31 protein-coding genes are annotated in these 15,827 nt (G+C 47.8%); all 31 read left to right on the top strand.

Features of this window, described 5'->3' with window-relative positions; translation table 11 throughout:
- The coding region (locus HLG76_RS14070) for an elongation factor Tu (RefSeq protein WP_217706601.1) at nucleotides 1-211 on the top strand (211 nt) is incomplete at its 5' end.
- Between the two features lie 182 nt (nucleotides 212-393).
- The gene (gene bfd / locus HLG76_RS14065) at nucleotides 394-585 is read left to right on the top strand and encodes a bacterioferritin-associated ferredoxin (protein ID WP_175993863.1); all 192 of its coding nucleotides are present in this window, start codon (nucleotides 394-396) and stop codon (nucleotides 583-585) included.
- 74 nt (nucleotides 586-659) lie between these two features.
- Entirely contained in the window at nucleotides 660-1,148 is a 489-nt protein-coding gene (gene bfr, locus HLG76_RS14060) for a bacterioferritin (RefSeq protein ID WP_021024462.1), read from the top strand.
- A 355-nt stretch (nucleotides 1,149-1,503) separates the two neighbouring features.
- Nucleotides 1,504-1,815: a 30S ribosomal protein S10 gene (gene rpsJ / locus HLG76_RS14055; protein ID WP_002541412.1), complete on the top strand. Its 312-nt coding sequence runs from the start codon at nucleotides 1,504-1,506 to the stop codon at nucleotides 1,813-1,815.
- Nucleotides 1,816-1,828: 13 nt separating this feature from the next.
- Nucleotides 1,829-2,458 (top strand): 50S ribosomal protein L3, encoded by a 630-nt coding sequence (rplC, locus tag HLG76_RS14050; RefSeq protein ID WP_021024463.1) that lies wholly within the window; start codon nucleotides 1,829-1,831, stop codon nucleotides 2,456-2,458.
- 16 nt (nucleotides 2,459-2,474) lie between these two features.
- Nucleotides 2,475-3,077 carry a 50S ribosomal protein L4 gene (rplD, locus tag HLG76_RS14045; protein WP_021024464.1) on the top strand — a complete coding sequence of 201 codons (603 nt, stop codon included), beginning with the start codon at nucleotides 2,475-2,477 and terminating at the stop codon, nucleotides 3,075-3,077.
- A complete protein-coding gene (rplW, locus tag HLG76_RS14040; protein WP_021024465.1) occupies nucleotides 3,074-3,376 on the top strand; it encodes a 50S ribosomal protein L23 in 303 nt (100 codons plus the stop codon). Before rplD ends, rplW begins: the two co-directional genes overlap by 4 nt.
- A 19-nt stretch (nucleotides 3,377-3,395) precedes the next feature.
- The gene (rplB, locus tag HLG76_RS14035) at nucleotides 3,396-4,220 is read left to right on the top strand and encodes a 50S ribosomal protein L2 (RefSeq protein WP_021024466.1); all 825 of its coding nucleotides are present in this window, start codon (nucleotides 3,396-3,398) and stop codon (nucleotides 4,218-4,220) included.
- Between the two features lie 20 nt (nucleotides 4,221-4,240).
- Nucleotides 4,241-4,519 carry a 30S ribosomal protein S19 gene (rpsS, locus tag HLG76_RS14030; RefSeq protein WP_021024467.1) on the top strand — a complete coding sequence of 93 codons (279 nt, stop codon included), beginning with the start codon at nucleotides 4,241-4,243 and terminating at the stop codon, nucleotides 4,517-4,519.
- Nucleotides 4,520-4,529: 10 nt separating this feature from the next.
- Nucleotides 4,530-4,862, top strand: a complete 333-nt coding sequence (rplV, locus tag HLG76_RS14025) for a 50S ribosomal protein L22 (RefSeq protein WP_021024468.1) — start codon at nucleotides 4,530-4,532, stop codon at nucleotides 4,860-4,862.
- Between the two features lie 19 nt (nucleotides 4,863-4,881).
- Nucleotides 4,882-5,571 (top strand): 30S ribosomal protein S3, encoded by a 690-nt coding sequence (rpsC, locus tag HLG76_RS14020; RefSeq protein ID WP_021024469.1) that lies wholly within the window; start codon nucleotides 4,882-4,884, stop codon nucleotides 5,569-5,571.
- An 11-nt stretch (nucleotides 5,572-5,582) separates the two neighbouring features.
- A complete protein-coding gene (rplP, locus tag HLG76_RS14015) occupies nucleotides 5,583-5,993 on the top strand; it encodes a 50S ribosomal protein L16 (protein ID WP_021024470.1) in 411 nt (136 codons plus the stop codon).
- Nucleotides 5,993-6,184, top strand: coding sequence for a 50S ribosomal protein L29 (gene rpmC / locus HLG76_RS14010; RefSeq protein WP_021024471.1), 192 nt, complete (start codon nucleotides 5,993-5,995; stop codon nucleotides 6,182-6,184). The genes rplP and rpmC overlap by 1 nt, the downstream gene beginning before the upstream one ends.
- A complete protein-coding gene (gene rpsQ / locus HLG76_RS14005) occupies nucleotides 6,184-6,438 on the top strand; it encodes a 30S ribosomal protein S17 (RefSeq protein ID WP_021024472.1) in 255 nt (84 codons plus the stop codon). Before rpmC ends, rpsQ begins: the two co-directional genes overlap by 1 nt.
- A 160-nt stretch (nucleotides 6,439-6,598) precedes the next feature.
- Nucleotides 6,599-6,970, top strand: coding sequence for a 50S ribosomal protein L14 (gene rplN / locus HLG76_RS14000; RefSeq protein ID WP_021024473.1), 372 nt, complete (start codon nucleotides 6,599-6,601; stop codon nucleotides 6,968-6,970).
- An 11-nt stretch (nucleotides 6,971-6,981) separates the two neighbouring features.
- Complete coding sequence (rplX, locus tag HLG76_RS13995) at nucleotides 6,982-7,296, top strand: 50S ribosomal protein L24 (protein WP_021024474.1); 315 nt, start codon at nucleotides 6,982-6,984, stop codon at nucleotides 7,294-7,296.
- A 15-nt stretch (nucleotides 7,297-7,311) separates the two neighbouring features.
- Complete coding sequence (gene rplE, locus HLG76_RS13990) at nucleotides 7,312-7,851, top strand: 50S ribosomal protein L5 (RefSeq protein ID WP_021024475.1); 540 nt, start codon at nucleotides 7,312-7,314, stop codon at nucleotides 7,849-7,851.
- Nucleotides 7,852-7,868: 17 nt separating this feature from the next.
- Nucleotides 7,869-8,174 carry a 30S ribosomal protein S14 gene (rpsN, locus tag HLG76_RS13985; protein WP_021024476.1) on the top strand — a complete coding sequence of 102 codons (306 nt, stop codon included), beginning with the start codon at nucleotides 7,869-7,871 and terminating at the stop codon, nucleotides 8,172-8,174.
- A 23-nt stretch (nucleotides 8,175-8,197) separates the two neighbouring features.
- Nucleotides 8,198-8,590, top strand: a complete 393-nt coding sequence (rpsH, locus tag HLG76_RS13980) for a 30S ribosomal protein S8 (RefSeq protein WP_069362266.1) — start codon at nucleotides 8,198-8,200, stop codon at nucleotides 8,588-8,590.
- A gap of 13 nt (nucleotides 8,591-8,603) precedes the next feature.
- Complete coding sequence (gene rplF, locus HLG76_RS13975; protein WP_021024478.1) at nucleotides 8,604-9,137, top strand: 50S ribosomal protein L6; 534 nt, start codon at nucleotides 8,604-8,606, stop codon at nucleotides 9,135-9,137.
- Nucleotides 9,138-9,146: 9 nt separating this feature from the next.
- Nucleotides 9,147-9,500, top strand: coding sequence for a 50S ribosomal protein L18 (gene rplR / locus HLG76_RS13970; protein ID WP_021024479.1), 354 nt, complete (start codon nucleotides 9,147-9,149; stop codon nucleotides 9,498-9,500).
- Nucleotides 9,501-9,512: 12 nt separating this feature from the next.
- The gene (gene rpsE, locus HLG76_RS13965; RefSeq protein ID WP_021024480.1) at nucleotides 9,513-10,010 is read left to right on the top strand and encodes a 30S ribosomal protein S5; all 498 of its coding nucleotides are present in this window, start codon (nucleotides 9,513-9,515) and stop codon (nucleotides 10,008-10,010) included.
- Nucleotides 10,011-10,015: 5 nt separating this feature from the next.
- Nucleotides 10,016-10,195, top strand: coding sequence for a 50S ribosomal protein L30 (gene rpmD, locus HLG76_RS13960; RefSeq protein WP_021024481.1), 180 nt, complete (start codon nucleotides 10,016-10,018; stop codon nucleotides 10,193-10,195).
- A gap of 4 nt (nucleotides 10,196-10,199) precedes the next feature.
- Entirely contained in the window at nucleotides 10,200-10,634 is a 435-nt protein-coding gene (gene rplO / locus HLG76_RS13955) for a 50S ribosomal protein L15 (protein ID WP_021024482.1), read from the top strand.
- A 22-nt stretch (nucleotides 10,635-10,656) separates the two neighbouring features.
- On the top strand, nucleotides 10,657-11,982 hold the full coding sequence (secY, locus tag HLG76_RS13950; RefSeq protein ID WP_025674307.1) for a preprotein translocase subunit SecY: 1,326 nt from the start codon (nucleotides 10,657-10,659) through the stop codon (nucleotides 11,980-11,982).
- 27 nt (nucleotides 11,983-12,009) lie between these two features.
- On the top strand, nucleotides 12,010-12,123 hold the full coding sequence (gene rpmJ / locus HLG76_RS13945; protein ID WP_021024484.1) for a 50S ribosomal protein L36: 114 nt from the start codon (nucleotides 12,010-12,012) through the stop codon (nucleotides 12,121-12,123).
- 146 nt (nucleotides 12,124-12,269) lie between these two features.
- Complete coding sequence (gene rpsM, locus HLG76_RS13940; protein WP_021024485.1) at nucleotides 12,270-12,626, top strand: 30S ribosomal protein S13; 357 nt, start codon at nucleotides 12,270-12,272, stop codon at nucleotides 12,624-12,626.
- Between the two features lie 18 nt (nucleotides 12,627-12,644).
- On the top strand, nucleotides 12,645-13,034 hold the full coding sequence (rpsK, locus tag HLG76_RS13935) for a 30S ribosomal protein S11 (protein ID WP_021024486.1): 390 nt from the start codon (nucleotides 12,645-12,647) through the stop codon (nucleotides 13,032-13,034).
- A gap of 40 nt (nucleotides 13,035-13,074) precedes the next feature.
- Nucleotides 13,075-13,695 carry a 30S ribosomal protein S4 gene (gene rpsD, locus HLG76_RS13930; protein WP_077647590.1) on the top strand — a complete coding sequence of 207 codons (621 nt, stop codon included), beginning with the start codon at nucleotides 13,075-13,077 and terminating at the stop codon, nucleotides 13,693-13,695.
- 23 nt (nucleotides 13,696-13,718) lie between these two features.
- A complete protein-coding gene (gene rpoA / locus HLG76_RS13925; protein WP_077461926.1) occupies nucleotides 13,719-14,708 on the top strand; it encodes a DNA-directed RNA polymerase subunit alpha in 990 nt (329 codons plus the stop codon).
- A gap of 35 nt (nucleotides 14,709-14,743) precedes the next feature.
- Nucleotides 14,744-15,130, top strand: a complete 387-nt coding sequence (rplQ, locus tag HLG76_RS13920) for a 50S ribosomal protein L17 (RefSeq protein ID WP_021024489.1) — start codon at nucleotides 14,744-14,746, stop codon at nucleotides 15,128-15,130.
- Nucleotides 15,131-15,827 lie beyond the last annotated feature (697 nt).

Raw genomic sequence — 15,827 nt, 5'->3', positions numbered from 1 at the left:
AGGTTATCGTCCACAGTTCTACTTCCGTACAACTGACGTGACCGGTACTATCGAATTGCCAGAAGGCGTTGAGATGGTTATGCCTGGTGACAACATCAAGATGGTTGTTGAGCTGATCGCACCTATCGCGATGGACGAAGGCCTACGTTTCGCTATCCGTGAAGGTGGCCGTACTGTAGGCGCGGGTGTTGTTGCTAACATCCTAGCTTAATTTGATAGACATCTAGTCTTATCAATAAAAGGGAGCGCATTGCGCTCCCTTTTTTCCTCTTTAATCGCCCGATATAGATATAAATAAGTCTTTCATCAATAACTAAGCGTTATATAAAAACCCTTTACCTTAAACGCAATGCAAACTATTCTCGTTATAGTTCATTTTTTGAGATGACTGAGATGTTAGTTTGTATTTGTCATAGCGTATCAGATAAAACCATTAAGCATTGGGTGCGCCACCTAGGCGTCACCAGTATTCGCGAACTTCGTCAACTGACGCCTCTTGGATCTCAATGTGGTAAATGTGTGCGCCACGCTAAAGAGGTTATATATGACGAGAGTCAGCTGATCACATTGCAAAAAGCGAGCTAATAAGCGGTCAATATTTGACAGCCTCCTTATGGGTTCTACATTTGTAAAGTAGAACCCATAAGGAGGCTATTGCCATGAAAGGCGATCCAAAATCTATAGCGTTTCTCAACACGGTACTGGGCAATGAACTTGTTGCTATTAATCAGTATTTTCTTCATGCGCGCATGCTTAAAGACTGGGGGTTAAAAGTCATCGCGGATAAAGAATATGAAGAGTCGATCGATGAGATGAAGCATGCCGACAAGCTGATTGAAAGAATATTATTTCTTGAGGGCACCCCGAACCTCCAAGATCTTGGCAAACTGAGAATTGGCGAAGATACGCAAGAAATCTTTGAATGTGATTTGGCGATTGAAATGCAAGCCCATGAGGATTTAAAAGAGGCCATTGCTTACACAGAGAGCATCAGAGATTTTGTCTCTCGTGATCTGTTTCAATACATTCTTGATGACGAAGAAGAGCATATCGATTGGTTAGAGACTCAGATTGGCTTAATTGATAAGGTCGGCATCGCCAACTATAATCAAGCTCAGATCATCGAAGATGCCAGCGAAAAAGGTTAGGTTAAAACAGTCATCCCGCCTTGATGATGAAAAACGTGCCAGAGAGGCGCGTTTTTTTATGGCGTGTTTTTGACCAACGCTTGCAAAGCCATTGCGTATCGGTATAATGCCCGTCACTGCTTAAGTCATTGCGACTTCCGACGCAGTTGTGAACCAATGAGCATCGAGGAATGGAACAGTAAACTGTTCGTTTAATGTATACTCCGCTTATGTTCGCAGTCATAGAATAATGGCTGACAATGTGCCTAATTTTGGCACTACGGTTTCACATAAATTAATCGGCATTCCCTCGCCTTAGTGAGAAGGAATGGCGATATTGTTTGTGTAAATATTTTAGAATTTGGAGCTCTGTCTCATGCAGAACCAACGTATCCGTATCCGCCTAAAGGCGTTCGATCATCGTTTGATCGATCAGTCTACAGCGGAAATCGTTGAAACCGCTAAGCGTACTGGCGCACAGGTTAAGGGACCTATCCCTTTGCCTACTCGTAAAGAGCGCTTCACCGTTCTTATTTCTCCGCACGTAAACAAAGACGCACGTGACCAGTACGAAATTCGTACTCACAAACGTCTGATCGACATCGTTGAGCCAACAGACAAAACTGTTGACGCTTTGATGCGTCTTGACCTTGCTGCGGGCGTTGATGTTCAAATCAGCCTGGGTTAAGGGGGAGTAGATAATGATTGGTCTAGTCGGTCGTAAAGTCGGTATGACTCGTATCTTCAACGAAGATGGCGTTTCTATCCCGGTTACCGTAGTTGAAGTTGAAGCAAACCGTGTTGCTCAGGTACGTAAACCTGAAGTTGACGGGTATGCAGCAATTCAAATCACTACAGGCGAAAAGAAAGCAAGCCGTGTAAACAAGGCACAAGCTGGTCACTTTGCGAAAGCAGGTGTTGAAGCAGGCCGCGGTTTGTGGGAATTCCGTTTGGAAAATGATGAACAGTACGAAGTTGGCGCTGAGCTAAACGTAGAACTGTTTAACGAAATCAAAAAAGTAGACGTTACTGGCACGTCGAAGGGTAAGGGCTTCCAAGGCGGCGTTAAGCGTTGGAACTTCCGTACTCAAGATATGAGCCACGGTAACTCTTTGTCTCACCGTGCTCCTGGTTCTATCGGTCAATGTCAGACTCCAGGTCGCGTATTCAAAGGCAAAAAAATGGCAGGTCATATGGGTGCTGAGCGTGTAACGACTCAAAACCTAGAGATCGTACGTGTTGACGCTGAGCGCAATCTGCTTCTTATTAAAGGTGCAGTCCCAGGTGCGACAGGTGGCAACGTGATCGTTAAACCAGCCGTTAAAGCGTAACGTCGAGGAGATAGTAATGGAATTGGTAGTCAAAGGCGCCGACGCGCTAACTGTTTCCGAAACTACCTTCGGGCGTGAATTCAACGAATCCCTGGTACACCAGGTAGTCGTTGCATACGCAGCTGGTGCCCGTCAAGGTACTCGCGCTCAGAAAACTCGTTCAGACGTATCTGGTGGCGGTGCTAAGCCATGGCGTCAGAAGGGTACTGGTCGCGCCCGTGCAGGTACAATCCGCAGCCCAATTTGGCGCAGCGGTGGTGTCACTTTCGCAGCTCGTCCTCAGGACCATAGCCAGAAAGTAAACAAAAAGATGTACCGCGGTGCTCTTAAGAGCATCCTATCAGAGCTAGTTCGTCAAGAGCGTTTAATCGTGGTTGATAACTTCTCTGTTGAAGCACCAAAAACTAAAGAGCTTGTCGCTAAGCTGAAAGAGCTTGAGCTAAGCGACGTTCTGATCGTCACTGCCGAAGTTGATGAGAACCTGTTCCTTGCGGCACGTAACCTGTATAAGGTTGACGTACGCGATGCAGATACCATCGACCCAGTTAGCTTGATCGCTTTCGACAAAGTCGTGATGACTGCAGATGCAGTTAAACAAGTTGAGGAGATGCTGGCATGATCACTGAAGAGCGTATCCTAAAAGTTCTGCGTGCTCCGCACATCTCTGAAAAAGCGACGATGGCCGCTGAAAACAACAACACTGTTGTGTTTAAAGTAGCTAAAGAAGCAACGAAAAAAGAGATCAAAGCGGCAGTTGAAAAACTGTTCGAAGTTGAAGTGAAGTCTGTTCGTACCCTTCTCGTTAAGGGTAAGACCAAACGTCAAGGTATGCGTGAAGGCCGTCGTAGCGACTGGAAAAAAGCGTATGTTGCCTTGAAAGAAGGTCAGGACATCGACTTCGTTGGCGGCGCTGAGTAAGACGGAGGAGTAAAAGCAAATGGCTATTATGAAATGTAAGCCGACTTCACCGGGTCGTCGTCACCTTGTTAAAGTGGTTAACCATGATCTTTATAAAGGTAAACCATATGCACCACTGCTAGAGAAAAACTCTAAGTCAGGCGGTCGCAATAACAACGGTCGAATCACAGTGCGTCACATCGGTGGTGGTCATAAGCATCATTACCGTGTAATTGACTTCAAACGTACTAAAGACGGTATCCCAGCGAAAGTTGAGCGTCTAGAGTATGATCCAAACCGTAGTGCAAACATCGCGCTTGTACTGTATACGGATGGTGAACGTCGTTACATCATCGCACCGAAAGGCCTAAAAGCCGGTGATCAGATTCAATCTGGTGCAGATGCAGCAATCAAGGTAGGTAACAGCCTGCCAATGCGTAACATCCCAGTGGGTTCTACTATCCACAACATCGAGTTGAAACCTGGTAAAGGTGCTCAACTTGCTCGTTCTGCGGGTGCTTATGCACAGATCGTTGCTCGTGACGGCGCGTACGTCACACTCCGCCTGCGCAGCGGTGAAATGCGTAAGGTTCTTGCTGAAGGTCGAGCGACCCTTGGTGAAGTGGGTAATTCAGAGCACATGCTACGCGAGCTGGGTAAAGCCGGTGCCGCGCGCTGGAAAGGCGCACGTCCAAGCGTACGTGGTGTTGCAATGAACCCGGTTGATCACCCACATGGTGGTGGTGAAGGTCGTACCTCAGGTGGCCGTCATCCAGTAACACCTTGGGGTATGCCAACGAAAGGCTTCAAAACCCGTAAGAACAAACGTACCGACAAGTACATTGTACGTCGTCGTAACAAGTAATTATTATCAGAGGATAAGCCATGCCACGTTCTCTCAAGAAAGGTCCTTTTATTGACCTGCACTTGCTGAAGAAGGTAGAGAAAGCGGTGGAAAGCGGTGACAAGAAGCCTTTAAAGACTTGGTCCCGTCGTTCAATGATCATCCCACAGATGATCGGATTGACCATCGCTGTCCATAATGGTCGTCAGCACGTACCCGTTTTCGTTTCTGAAGAAATGATCGGTCACAAGCTCGGCGAGTTTGCACCAACACGTACTTATCGCGGCCACGCTGCTGATAAGAAAGCTAAGAAGCGTTAAGGGGTAAGAAATGGAAGCTATTGCTAAACATCGCTTTGCTCGTATCTCGCCTCAAAAAGCACGTTTGGTTGCGGATCAGGTGCGCGGTAAAGACGTAGCACAGGCACTGGAACTACTGACTTTCAGCGACAAAAAAGCTGCTGACTTGGTTAAGAAAGTGTTGGAATCTGCTATTGCAAACGCCGAGCATAACGAAGGTGCGGATATCGACGATTTAAGCGTCGCCAAAGTCTTCGTTGATGAAGGCCCAATCATGAAGCGTATTATGCCTCGTGCAAAAGGCCGTGCCGATCGCATCTTGAAGCGTTCTAGCCACATCACTGTTGTTGTAGCAGACCGCTAAGAGACGAGGAGATAAAGCAATGGGTCAAAAAGTACATCCTAATGGTATTCGTCTGGGCATTGTAAAGCCTTGGAATTCCACTTGGTTTGCTAATAACCAAGATTTCGCTGACAACCTAGACGGCGACTTTAAGGTACGTCAGTTCCTAACTAGTGAACTGAAAAAAGCGTCAGTATCTCGCATCGTTATCGAGCGTCCAGCTAAGAGTGTTCGTGTGACTATTCACACTGCGCGCCCTGGTGTGGTGATTGGTAAAAAAGGTGAAGATGTTGAGAAACTGCGCGCTCACGTTGCAAAACTGGCCGGTGTACCAGCGCAAATTAATATCGCTGAAGTACGTAAACCTGAGCTAGATGCGCAACTTGTTGGCGACAGCATCGCATCACAGCTAGAGCGTCGTGTTATGTTCCGTCGTGCCATGAAGCGCGCGGTACAAAACGCTATGCGCCTAGGTGCCAAAGGTATCAAAGTGGAAGTAAGCGGTCGTCTTGGCGGCGCTGAAATCGCTCGTACCGAGTGGTACCGTGAAGGACGTGTGCCATTGCACACGCTTCGTGCTGACATTGATTACGCAACTTCTTCTGCTCACACCCAGTACGGTGTTATCGGCATTAAAACCTGGATCTTCAAAGGCGAAGTCCTAGGTGGAATGGCTGAAGTAGAGCAAAAGGCTGACAAGCCGAAGAAGCAGCGTAAAGGCCGTAAGTAAGGAGTCTATCGATGCTTCAACCAAAACGTACTAAGTTCCGCAAGACTTTTAAAGGTCGTAACCGCGGTCTGGCGCACGGTACTGACGTAAGCTTCGGTACCTATGGCCTAAAAGCTGTTGGTCGCGGTCGTATCACTGCGCGTCAAATTGAGGCGGCTCGTCGTGCGATGACTCGTCACATTAAACGTCAAGGCCAAATCTGGATTCGTGTCTTCCCCGACAAACCAATTACTGGTAAGCCGTTGGAAGTTCGTATGGGTAAGGGTAAAGGTTCAGTTGATTACTGGGTTGCCCAAATCCAACCAGGCAAAGTCCTGTACGAAATGGATGGTGTTCCTGAATCACTGGCTCGCGAAGCGTTTGAATTAGCTTCACGTAAGCTACCGATCAAAACCACTTTCGTAACTAAGGCGGTGATGTGATGAAAGCACAAGAACTACGTGAAAAGACTGTTGAGCAGCTGAATGAAGAGCTTATGGGTCTGCTACGTGAGCAGTTTAACCTGCGCATGCAAGCGGCTACAGGCCAACTTCAGCAAACTCACACTCTGAAAGCTGTTCGTCGCGATATCGCACGTGTAAAAACCGTACTGACTGAGAAGGCTAACGCATAATGAGCGAGAACATCCGCACTCAGCAAGGTCGCGTCATCAGCGACAAAGGCGATAAAACTATCGTCGTTGCTATCGAGCGTTTTGTGAAACACCCAATCTACGGTAAGTACATCAAGCGCACGAGTAAGCTACATGTACACGATGAATCTAACCAGTGTAACCAAGGTGATACTGTTGAGGTTCGTGAGTGTCGTCCAATTTCTAAGCGTAAGTCTTGGACATTGGTTCGCGTTGTTGAAAAATCACGCATCTAAGCGATTTTTCAGACAATAATAAGTCAAACGGCTCTCATTCGGGGGGCCGTTTATTTTTTATCTACCCATCTGGTCAAAATAGTGTTATTATTCGCCGCCCTTGTAAAAAGGCAGCCCGACCCGAGATGGGTCTAGATGTAATAACAGCGGAGCACTAACAATGATCCAAATGCAAAGTATGCTGGACGCAGCCGACAACTCCGGCGCTCGCAGTGTAATGTGTATTAAGGTTCTGGGTGGCTCTCACCGTCGTTACGCCCACGTTGGCGACATCATCAAAGTTACCGTTAAGGATTCAATTCCTCGCGGTAAAGTGAAAAAAGGTGATGTGCTTAAGGCGGTGGTAGTTCGCACCCGTAAAGGCGTACGTCGTCCAGACGGCTCTGTCATTCGCTTCGACCGCAATGCTTGCGTGTTGTTGAACAACACGAACGAGCAACTAGTCGGCACACGTATCTTTGGCCCTGTGACACGTGAACTTCGTAACGAGAAGTTTATGAAAATTGTGTCTCTGGCGCCTGAAGTTCTGTAAGGAGCGATCTCATGGCAGCTAAAATCCGTCGTAACGACGAAGTTATCGTTCTTGCCGGTAAAGATAAAGGCAAGAAAGGTAAAGTATCTAAGGTTCTACCAACCGGTAAAGTTATCGTTGAAGGTATTAACCTCGTGAAGAAGCACCAGAAGCCGGTTCCGGCTCTGGGCACTCAAGGTGGCATTGTTGAACAAGAAGCCGCTATTGATGTTTCTAACGTGGCTATCTTTAACGCAGCAGCTGGTAAAGGTGACCGTGTAGGCTTCCGATTTGAAGACGGCAAAAAAGTGCGTTTTTTCAAGTCGAATGGCGAAACTATTAAGTAATTCTGGAGTAGTACAATGGCGAAACTGCATGATTACTACAAAGAGACAGTTGTAGCTGAGCTATCTAAGCAATTTGGTTACAAAAGCATCATGCAAGTCCCAGGGATCGAGAAGATCACCCTTAATATGGGTGTGGGCGAAGCTCTGAACGACAAAAAACTGCTTGAAAATGCAGCTGCTGATATGACCGCGATTTCTGGTCAAAAGCCGCTCATCACTAAAGCACGTAAGTCAGTCGCAGGCTTCAAGATCCGTGAGGGCTACCCAATTGGTTGTAAAGTAACCCTACGTGGCGAGCGTATGTGGGACTTCTTCGAGCGCTTAATCGCGATCGCAGTTCCTCGTATCCGTGATTTCCGTGGCCTGAACCCGAAAGCGTTCGATGGTCGTGGTAACTACAGCATGGGCGTTCGCGAGCAAATCATCTTCCCTGAGATTGACTATGACAAAGTCGATCGTATCCGTGGTCTTGATATTACTATCACTACTACTGCAGGTACAGATGAGGAAGGTCGAGCTCTGCTGGCTGCCTTTAACTTCCCATTCCGTAAGTAAGGTGAAGGGTTACTGTTATGGCTAAAAAATCGATGAAAGCACGTGATGTAAAACGTGCGAAGCTCGCAGCGCGCTACGCTGAAAAGCGTGCCAACCTGCGTGCGACCATTAAAAGTGTCAACACGTCAGACGAAGAGCGTTGGGACGCAGTCCTGAAGCTTCAGTCGCTACCGCGTGATTCTGCGAAGTCTCGTCAGCGTAACCGCTGTAACCAGACTGGTCGTCCACATGGCTACCTACGCAAATTCGGTCTAAGCCGAATCAAGGTTCGTGAAGCTTGCATGAAAGGCGAGATTCCGGGTCTGCGTAAGGCAAGCTGGTAATTGAATCACGGGAGTAAAGACTTATGAGCATGCAAGATCCGATTTCGGATATGCTGACCCGCTTACGCAACGGTCAGACAGCAAAGAAAGTTGCTGTTAAAATGCCTTCGTCAAAGCTAAAGGTGGCAATTGCTGAGCTACTAAAAGCAGAAGGTTACGTGGCTGATGTCGCAGTAAATAGCGACGCCAAGCCTGAACTGGAAGTGACGTTGAAATACTTCGAATCTAAACCAGTTATCGAGCAAATCCAACGAGTTAGCCGTCCGGGCCTGCGCATCTACAAAAAGAAAGATGAGTTGCCTTCAGTGATGGGTGGCCTTGGTATTGCGGTTGTATCAACTTCGAAAGGTTTGATGACCGATCGCGCAGCTCGCAAAGCGGGTCTGGGCGGTGAAATCATCTGCTACGTAGCGTAATAAGGAGTAGGAAATGTCTCGTGTTGCAAAAGCACCTGTCGTAGTTCCTGCCGGCGTAGAGGTGAAACTTGACGGTCAGGACATCACTGTAAAAGGAAGCAAAGGCGAACTTAGCCGCACGCTTCACGATATGGTGGCAGTAAACCAAGAAGAAAACACCATTACCTTCGCACCAAGTGTGGAACACGCTAAAGCATGGGCTCATGCTGGTACAGCGCGCGCACTGGTCAACAGCATGGTTGTTGGTGTAACAGAAGGCTTTACCAAGAAACTGATCCTGAAAGGTGTTGGTTATCGCGCAAACATTGCCGGTAACAAACTTAACCTGACACTTGGTTTCTCTCACCCGGTAGAACACGTTCTGCCTGAGGGTGTAAAAGCAGAGTGCCCAAGCCAAACTGAAATTGTTATCAGCGGTGCTGATAAACAAGCAGTTGGCCAGGTTGCTGCTGAAATCCGCGCATACCGCAAGCCAGAGCCTTACAAAGGTAAAGGTGTTCGTTACGCTGACGAAGCTGTGCGTACTAAAGAAGCTAAGAAGAAGTAAGGTAACACTATGGATAAGAAAGCATCTCGTATCCGTCGTGCGACCAAAGCACGACGCAAGATCGCGGAAATGGGTGCGACTCGCCTGGTGGTACACCGTACTCCACGTCATGTGTACGCACAGGTTATCGCTGGTAATGGCGCGGAAGTTATCGCCGCCGCTTCTACCGTAGAAAAAGCGATCCGTGAACAAGTTAAGAGCACCGGGAACAAAGACGCCGCTGCAGCCGTGGGTAAGATCATTGCTGAGCGAGCGAAGGAAAAAGGCATCGAAGCTGTTGCTTTTGACCGTTCCGGTTTCCAATACCACGGCCGTGTGGCTGCACTGGCAGATGCTGCCCGTGAAGCTGGTCTGAAATTCTAAGGTAGGTGGAAGATGGCTAACGATAAACAACAAAGTGATTTGCATGAGAAGCTGATCGCTGTAAACCGTGTATCTAAGACGGTTAAAGGTGGTCGCATCTTTACCTTCACCGCACTAACAGTGGTAGGTGATGGTAACGGTCGCGTTGGTTTCGGTTACGGTAAAGCCCGTGAAGTACCAGCAGCGATCCAGAAATCAATGGAAAAGGCGCGTCGTAACATGATTACTATCGCGCTGAACGACGGTACCCTGCACCATGCTGTAAAAGGCCGCCACACTGGTTCTAAAGTGTATATGCAGCCAGCATCAGATGGTACAGGTATCATCGCAGGTGGTGCGATGCGTGCCGTGCTTGAAGTAGCAGGCGTCCAAAACGTTCTGGCGAAAGCATACGGTTCGACCAACCCAATCAACATCGTTCGTGCAACGATCGATGGCCTGGGTGGTACGAAGTCTCCAGAAATGGTAGCTGCTAAACGTGGCATGCCTGTTAACGAAATTCTGGGGTAATCGACATGGCTAAGACAATTAAAGTAACTCAGACTCGTAGCGTTATCGGCCGTTTGCCGAAACACAAAGCGACCCTGCGTGGCTTGGGCCTACGTCGCATCAACCACACTGTTGAACTTGAAGATACACCGTGTATTCGCGGTATGATCAATAAAGTCAACTACATGGTCAAAGTGGAGGAGTAATCACATGCGTTTGAATACTCTATCTCCGGCTGCAGGCTCAAAGCCTTCTGCGAAGCGTGTAGGCCGTGGTATTGGTTCAGGCCTGGGTAAAACCGGTGGCCGTGGTCACAAAGGTCAGAAATCACGTTCAGGTGGTTCAGTACGCCCAGGTTTCGAAGGCGGTCAAATGCCTTTGAAACAGCGTCTGCCAAAATTCGGTTTTACTTCGCGTAAAGGCCTGACTTCAGCTGAGGTTCGTTTAGGCGAGCTGGCTAAAGTTGATGGTGACGTCGTAAGCCTTGAGTCGCTAAAAGCGGCAAACGTTGTTGCACAAGACACTCGTACGGCGAAAATCGTACTGTCTGGCGAAATCGCTCGTGCAGTAACCGTTAAAGGTGTTCGTGTCACTAAAGGCGCTAAAGCGGCAATCGAAGCTGCAGGCGGTAAAATCGAGGAATAATTAGCTCGAGGACGAGGTACAGATGGCAAAACAACCAGGACAAAACTTTAGTAGTGCAAAAGGCGGAGTTGCGGAGCTGAAAAGTCGCCTACTTTTTGTAGCAATGGCATTATTAGTATTCCGTGCCGGCTCTTTTGTGCCCATTCCTGGTATTGACGCTGCTGTACTTGCCGATCTGTTCGAACAGCAACAAGGGACCATCATTGACTTGGTTAACATGTTCTCTGGTGGTGCCCTTGAGCGTGCCTCGATACTGGCACTGGGCATTATGCCGTATATTTCGGCGTCGATTATTGTCCAGTTATTGTCAGTCGTTCATCCCGCATTAGCGGAATTGAAAAAAGAGGGTGAGTCTGGTCGTCGTAAGATAAACCAGTACACCCGCTACGGCACGTTGGTGTTGGCAACGTTCCAAGCAATTGGAATCGCGACCGGGTTACCAAGTATGATGCCGGGTCTGGTGATTAATCCAGGTCCTGCGTTTTACTTTACCGCGGTAGTTAGTTTGGTGACCGGTACCATGTTTTTGATGTGGTTAGGTGAACAAATTACCGAGCGCGGCATTGGTAACGGTATTTCGTTGATTATTTTCACCGGGATCGTCGCGGGTCTGCCACCCGCAATTGGACAGACAATAGAGCAAGCGCGTCAAGGCGACATGTCTCCGCTTCTCTTGCTAGGTATCGCAGTTATCGTATTGGCTGTCGTCTACTTTGTGGTCTTCATGGAGCGTGGTCAACGTCGTATCGTTGTTAACTACGCTAAGCGGCAACAAGGTCGTCGTGTTTTTGCAGCGCAAAGCACGCATCTGCCTCTTAAGATCAACATGGCAGGCGTTATTCCTGCGATTTTTGCATCAAGTATTATTCTGTTCCCTGGCACGCTTGCTAACTGGTTTGGTAAGGGTGATCAGACAAGCTGGCTGACCGATGTGTCTTTGGCACTGAGTCCGGGACAACCAGCGTATGTGATACTTTATGCGGCAGCGATTATCTTCTTCTGCTTTTTCTATACGGCGTTGGTATTTAACCCGCGAGAAACTGCAGATAACTTGAAGAAGTCAGGGGCGTTCGTACCTGGTATTCGCCCGGGTGAGCAGACTGCTAGATACATTGATAAAGTAATGACACGTTTGACCCTAGCGGGCGCCATGTATATTACCTTTATCTGTCTGATCCCCGAGTTCATGATGATTGCGTGGGATGTCCACTTTTACTTTGGTGGTACATCACTACTTATCGTAGTAGTCGTAATCATGGACTTTATGGCTCAAGTTCAGACTCATTTGATGTCTCAACAATATGAGTCCGTGTTGAAAAAAGCCAACCTAAAAGGCTACGGCCGCTAATAGGTTGTCTATTTACGGAGTTTAGCAATGAAAGTTCGTGCTTCCGTTAAGAAAATCTGCCGTAACTGTAAAGTGATCAAACGTAACGGTACCGTTCGTGTGATCTGCAGTGAGCCAAAGCACAAGCAACGCCAAGGCTAATAGCAGAATATTTTTCTTGCAAAATGAGGTCAGGCTGGCTACATTAGCCAGCCCACCTTTTGTATGTGCAAAAGAAGTGGCTATGCCGCTGCGTATCCTCGACGGGCTCTGCAGCGGTTCTACTTGAAAAGTACTAGGAGTGAATAGTGGCCCGTATAGCAGGCATTAACATTCCTGATCAAAAGCACGCTGTAATCGCATTGACTGCGATTTACGGTGTCGGCAAAACCACCTCTCAAGCTATTCTAGCTGATGTCGGTATTGCTGAGAGCACTAAGATCAGTGAACTATCAGAAGAACAGATCGACCAATTGCGTGACGGTGTGGCTAAATACACCGTAGAAGGCGATCTACGTCGTGAAATTTCCATGAACATCAAGCGTCTTATGGACCTTGGTTGTTACCGCGGTTTGCGTCATCGTCGCAGCTTGCCACTTCGTGGCCAGCGTACGAAGACCAACGCTCGTACCCGTAAGGGTCCGCGCAAACCGATCAAGAAATAATCGGGGTAGGTGAGTACTATGGCTAAACAAGCAACTCGTGCACGCAAACGCGTACGCAAGCAAGTCGCTGATGGCGTCGCGCACATTCATGCGTCTTTCAATAACACAATCGTGACGATTTCTGACCGTCAAGGCAATGCTCTAGCATGGGCAACTGCCGGTGGTTCAGGCTTCCGTGGCTCTCGTAAGTCAACTCCATACGCTGCGCAGGTTGCTGCTGAGCGTTGTGGTGAAATGGCTAAAGAGTACGGCCTGAAAAACCTCGAAGTGATGGTTAAAGGTCCAGGTCCAGGCCGCGAGTCTACTATTCGTGCCCTGAACGCTGCGGGCTTCCGCATCACTAACATTGTCGATGCGACGCCAATCCCGCATAACGGTTGTCGTCCACCTAAGAAACGCCGCGTTTAATACGCACTAGCGCTGTTTCTTAGAATATTGGAGAAAGATCATGGCAAGATATTTGGGTCCTAAGCTGAAGCTTAGCCGTCGCGAAGGTACTGACTTGTTCCTTAAGTCAGGCGTACGCGCGATTGATACCAAGTGTAAAATCGATAACGTCCCAGGCGTTCACGGTCAGCGTCGCGGCCGTTTGTCTGACTATGGCGTTCAGCTTCGTGAGAAGCAAAAAGTTCGTCGTATCTACGGCGTAATGGAAAAGCAGTTCCGTAACTACTACAAAGACGCTGCCCGCATCAAGGGTAATACAGGTGAAAACCTGCTTCAGCTTCTTGAAGGTCGTCTGGATAACGTAGTTTACCGCATGGGCTTTGGTGCAACTCGCGCCGAATCACGTCAGCTGGTAAGCCACAAAGCGATCCTAGTTAACGGCAAAGTTGTTAACGTACCTTCTTTCAAGGTTTCGGCAAACGACGTGGTTAGCATTCGCGAGAAGGCGAAGAACCAGGCGCGCATTAAAGCAGCTCTAGAAGTTGCGGCACAGCGCGAACTGCCAACTTGGATCGAAGTAGACAGCAAGAAGATGGAAGGCACATTCAAACGCCTACCAGAGCGTTCTGATTTGTCTGCTGACATCAACGAACACCTGATCGTCGAGCTTTACTCTAAGTAAAGCTGAACTAAAGAGAGGACATAATGCAGGGTTCTGTAACAGAATTTCTTAAGCCGCGTCTGGTTGATATTGAACAAGTTAGCTCGACGCACGCAAAAGTAACTCTTGAACCTCTAGAGCGTGGCTTTGGCCATACTCTGGGGAATGCGCTACGTCGTATCCTACTTTCATCTATGCCAGGCTGTGCGGTGACGGAAGTAGAAATTGACGGCGTGTTGCACGAGTACAGCACCAAAGAAGGGGTTCAGGAAGACATCCTGGAAATCCTACTTAACCTTAAAGGCCTAGCCGTTAAGGTTGAGGGTAAAGATGAAGTTATCCTTACTCTGACCAAGTCTGGTGCAGGCCCTGTTGTTGCAGGCGACATCACCCATGATGGTGGTGTTGAGATTGCGAACCCAGAACACGTTATCTGCCACCTGACTGATGCAAACGCGGAAATTAGCATGCGTATCAAGGTAGAACGTGGTCGTGGCTATGTACCAGCGTCTGCGCGTATCGATAGCGAAGACGACGAGCGTCCCATTGGTCGCCTACTTGTCGATGCAACGTTTAGCCCAGTAGATCGTATTGCTTACAATGTTGAAGCAGCACGTGTTGAACAGCGTACCGACCTTGATAAGTTAGTCATCGATATGGAAACTAACGGTACACTGGATCCTGAGGAAGCGATTCGCCGTGCGGCAACCATCCTAGCTGAACAGTTGGATGCGTTTGTTGATTTACGCGACGTGCGTGTCCCTGAGGAGAAAGAAGAGAAGCCAGAGTTCGATCCGATCCTACTGCGTCCTGTAGACGATCTTGAACTAACTGTTCGCTCTGCAAACTGTTTGAAAGCAGAAGCGATTCACTATATCGGTGATCTGGTACAGCGTACTGAGGTTGAGCTTCTTAAAACACCAAACCTTGGTAAGAAGTCTTTGACAGAGATTAAAGACGTGCTGGCATCACGTGGTCTATCTCTAGGCATGCGCCTAGAAAACTGGCCGCCAGCATCAATCGCTGAAGATTAATCAGTTACTGATTATTTAGTTAGAAGGATTAGGTCATGCGCCATCGTAAGAGTGGTCGTCAACTCAATCGCAACAGCAGCCATCGTAAAGCGATGTTCAGCAACATGGCTAGCTCGCTGGTAACTCATGAAGTTATCAAAACAACTTTGCCTAAGGCAAAAGAGCTGCGTCGCGTTATTGAACCGTTGATTACCTTAGCTAAGAACGACAGTGTTGCTAACCGTCGTGTAGCGTTCGCTCGCACTCGTAACGACGAAGTAGTAGCGAAACTGTTTAATGAACTCGGCCCACGTTTTGCTTCACGTGCAGGCGGTTACACTCGCATTTTGAAATGCGGTGTTCGCTCAGGTGATAAAGCCCCTATGGCTTACATCGAGCTCGTAGATCGCCCAGAGCAAGACGCTGAGGAAGCTGCAGAATAAGTTATTTATTTTTGTAGTGCATTTAGAAAAGCCAGGCTTATGCCTGGCTTTTTCTTTATCTAAACTTATCTTTTTTACGCAAGCCGCGATATAGCATCAATGAGTAAAAATATTATTGGTGACGCTTTTCGTCACTCTCATCGCGCTAATAGATCTCGTCGGTGTTAAGAATAGTCGAACAGTTTTGAACGAAATACGCCCAGTGTGGGGATAAAGCCAGCAACAAGGTTTAATTTCGAACAAACAAAAAATAAAATGAAATTTATTGTTGACGGTTGTCACGTTTTCTCTAGAATGCAGCCCTACTTAACGCGGGGACAACGCGTTAGGGAAGTCAAAAAGAGGTTTTATTTCCAGCCTGAGGGTTGAAAATAAAAAAATAAAATTTCTTCTTGACTTTAACGGTAAAGCGCGTAAGATACGCAGCCCTGACCAAGCGAAGCGCAGCTTCGCACAGTCAACGCTCTTTAACAATTTGACCTATGCAATCTGTGTGGGCACTCGTTGAGAATAGACAAAAAGATTTATTCGATGAACTGAGTGACCAATACGATATAACTTTTAGTTATTCGGCACAGTCAATTCGTTTGTCTCGCAAGAGATGAACAAAACAGTATTTATCGAGCCGTTTGTCTTTTCTTAGGAAAAGCAAACACCAAAACTTTAATTGAAGAGTTTGATCATGGCTCAGATTGAA

It is taken from the genome of Salinivibrio sp. EAGSL, from assembly GCF_013366455.1.
In the GTDB taxonomy this organism is placed as follows: Bacteria; Pseudomonadota; Gammaproteobacteria; order Enterobacterales; family Vibrionaceae; genus Salinivibrio; species Salinivibrio costicola.
The sequence above is the reverse complement of the archived record's forward strand: the minus strand, read 5'-3'. Positions and strand labels throughout refer to the sequence as shown.

Coding starts and splice junctions, on each gene's coding strand:
- bfd (WP_175993863.1), top strand. CDS start 394: ATGTTAGTTTGTATTTGTCATAGCGTATCAGATAAAACCATTAAGCAT.
- bfr (WP_021024462.1), top strand. CDS start 660: ATGAAAGGCGATCCAAAATCTATAGCGTTTCTCAACACGGTACTGGGC.
- rpsJ (WP_002541412.1), top strand. CDS start 1,504: ATGCAGAACCAACGTATCCGTATCCGCCTAAAGGCGTTCGATCATCGT.
- rplC (WP_021024463.1), top strand. CDS start 1,829: ATGATTGGTCTAGTCGGTCGTAAAGTCGGTATGACTCGTATCTTCAAC.
- rplD (WP_021024464.1), top strand. CDS start 2,475: ATGGAATTGGTAGTCAAAGGCGCCGACGCGCTAACTGTTTCCGAAACT.
- rplW (WP_021024465.1), top strand. CDS start 3,074: ATGATCACTGAAGAGCGTATCCTAAAAGTTCTGCGTGCTCCGCACATC.
- rplB (WP_021024466.1), top strand. CDS start 3,396: ATGGCTATTATGAAATGTAAGCCGACTTCACCGGGTCGTCGTCACCTT.
- rpsS (WP_021024467.1), top strand. CDS start 4,241: ATGCCACGTTCTCTCAAGAAAGGTCCTTTTATTGACCTGCACTTGCTG.
- rplV (WP_021024468.1), top strand. CDS start 4,530: ATGGAAGCTATTGCTAAACATCGCTTTGCTCGTATCTCGCCTCAAAAA.
- rpsC (WP_021024469.1), top strand. CDS start 4,882: ATGGGTCAAAAAGTACATCCTAATGGTATTCGTCTGGGCATTGTAAAG.
- rplP (WP_021024470.1), top strand. CDS start 5,583: ATGCTTCAACCAAAACGTACTAAGTTCCGCAAGACTTTTAAAGGTCGT.
- rpmC (WP_021024471.1), top strand. CDS start 5,993: ATGAAAGCACAAGAACTACGTGAAAAGACTGTTGAGCAGCTGAATGAA.
- rpsQ (WP_021024472.1), top strand. CDS start 6,184: ATGAGCGAGAACATCCGCACTCAGCAAGGTCGCGTCATCAGCGACAAA.
- rplN (WP_021024473.1), top strand. CDS start 6,599: ATGATCCAAATGCAAAGTATGCTGGACGCAGCCGACAACTCCGGCGCT.
- rplX (WP_021024474.1), top strand. CDS start 6,982: ATGGCAGCTAAAATCCGTCGTAACGACGAAGTTATCGTTCTTGCCGGT.
- rplE (WP_021024475.1), top strand. CDS start 7,312: ATGGCGAAACTGCATGATTACTACAAAGAGACAGTTGTAGCTGAGCTA.
- rpsN (WP_021024476.1), top strand. CDS start 7,869: ATGGCTAAAAAATCGATGAAAGCACGTGATGTAAAACGTGCGAAGCTC.
- rpsH (WP_069362266.1), top strand. CDS start 8,198: ATGAGCATGCAAGATCCGATTTCGGATATGCTGACCCGCTTACGCAAC.
- rplF (WP_021024478.1), top strand. CDS start 8,604: ATGTCTCGTGTTGCAAAAGCACCTGTCGTAGTTCCTGCCGGCGTAGAG.
- rplR (WP_021024479.1), top strand. CDS start 9,147: ATGGATAAGAAAGCATCTCGTATCCGTCGTGCGACCAAAGCACGACGC.
- rpsE (WP_021024480.1), top strand. CDS start 9,513: ATGGCTAACGATAAACAACAAAGTGATTTGCATGAGAAGCTGATCGCT.
- rpmD (WP_021024481.1), top strand. CDS start 10,016: ATGGCTAAGACAATTAAAGTAACTCAGACTCGTAGCGTTATCGGCCGT.
- rplO (WP_021024482.1), top strand. CDS start 10,200: ATGCGTTTGAATACTCTATCTCCGGCTGCAGGCTCAAAGCCTTCTGCG.
- secY (WP_025674307.1), top strand. CDS start 10,657: ATGGCAAAACAACCAGGACAAAACTTTAGTAGTGCAAAAGGCGGAGTT.
- rpmJ (WP_021024484.1), top strand. CDS start 12,010: ATGAAAGTTCGTGCTTCCGTTAAGAAAATCTGCCGTAACTGTAAAGTG.
- rpsK (WP_021024486.1), top strand. CDS start 12,645: ATGGCTAAACAAGCAACTCGTGCACGCAAACGCGTACGCAAGCAAGTC.
- rpsD (WP_077647590.1), top strand. CDS start 13,075: ATGGCAAGATATTTGGGTCCTAAGCTGAAGCTTAGCCGTCGCGAAGGT.
- rpoA (WP_077461926.1), top strand. CDS start 13,719: ATGCAGGGTTCTGTAACAGAATTTCTTAAGCCGCGTCTGGTTGATATT.
- rplQ (WP_021024489.1), top strand. CDS start 14,744: ATGCGCCATCGTAAGAGTGGTCGTCAACTCAATCGCAACAGCAGCCAT.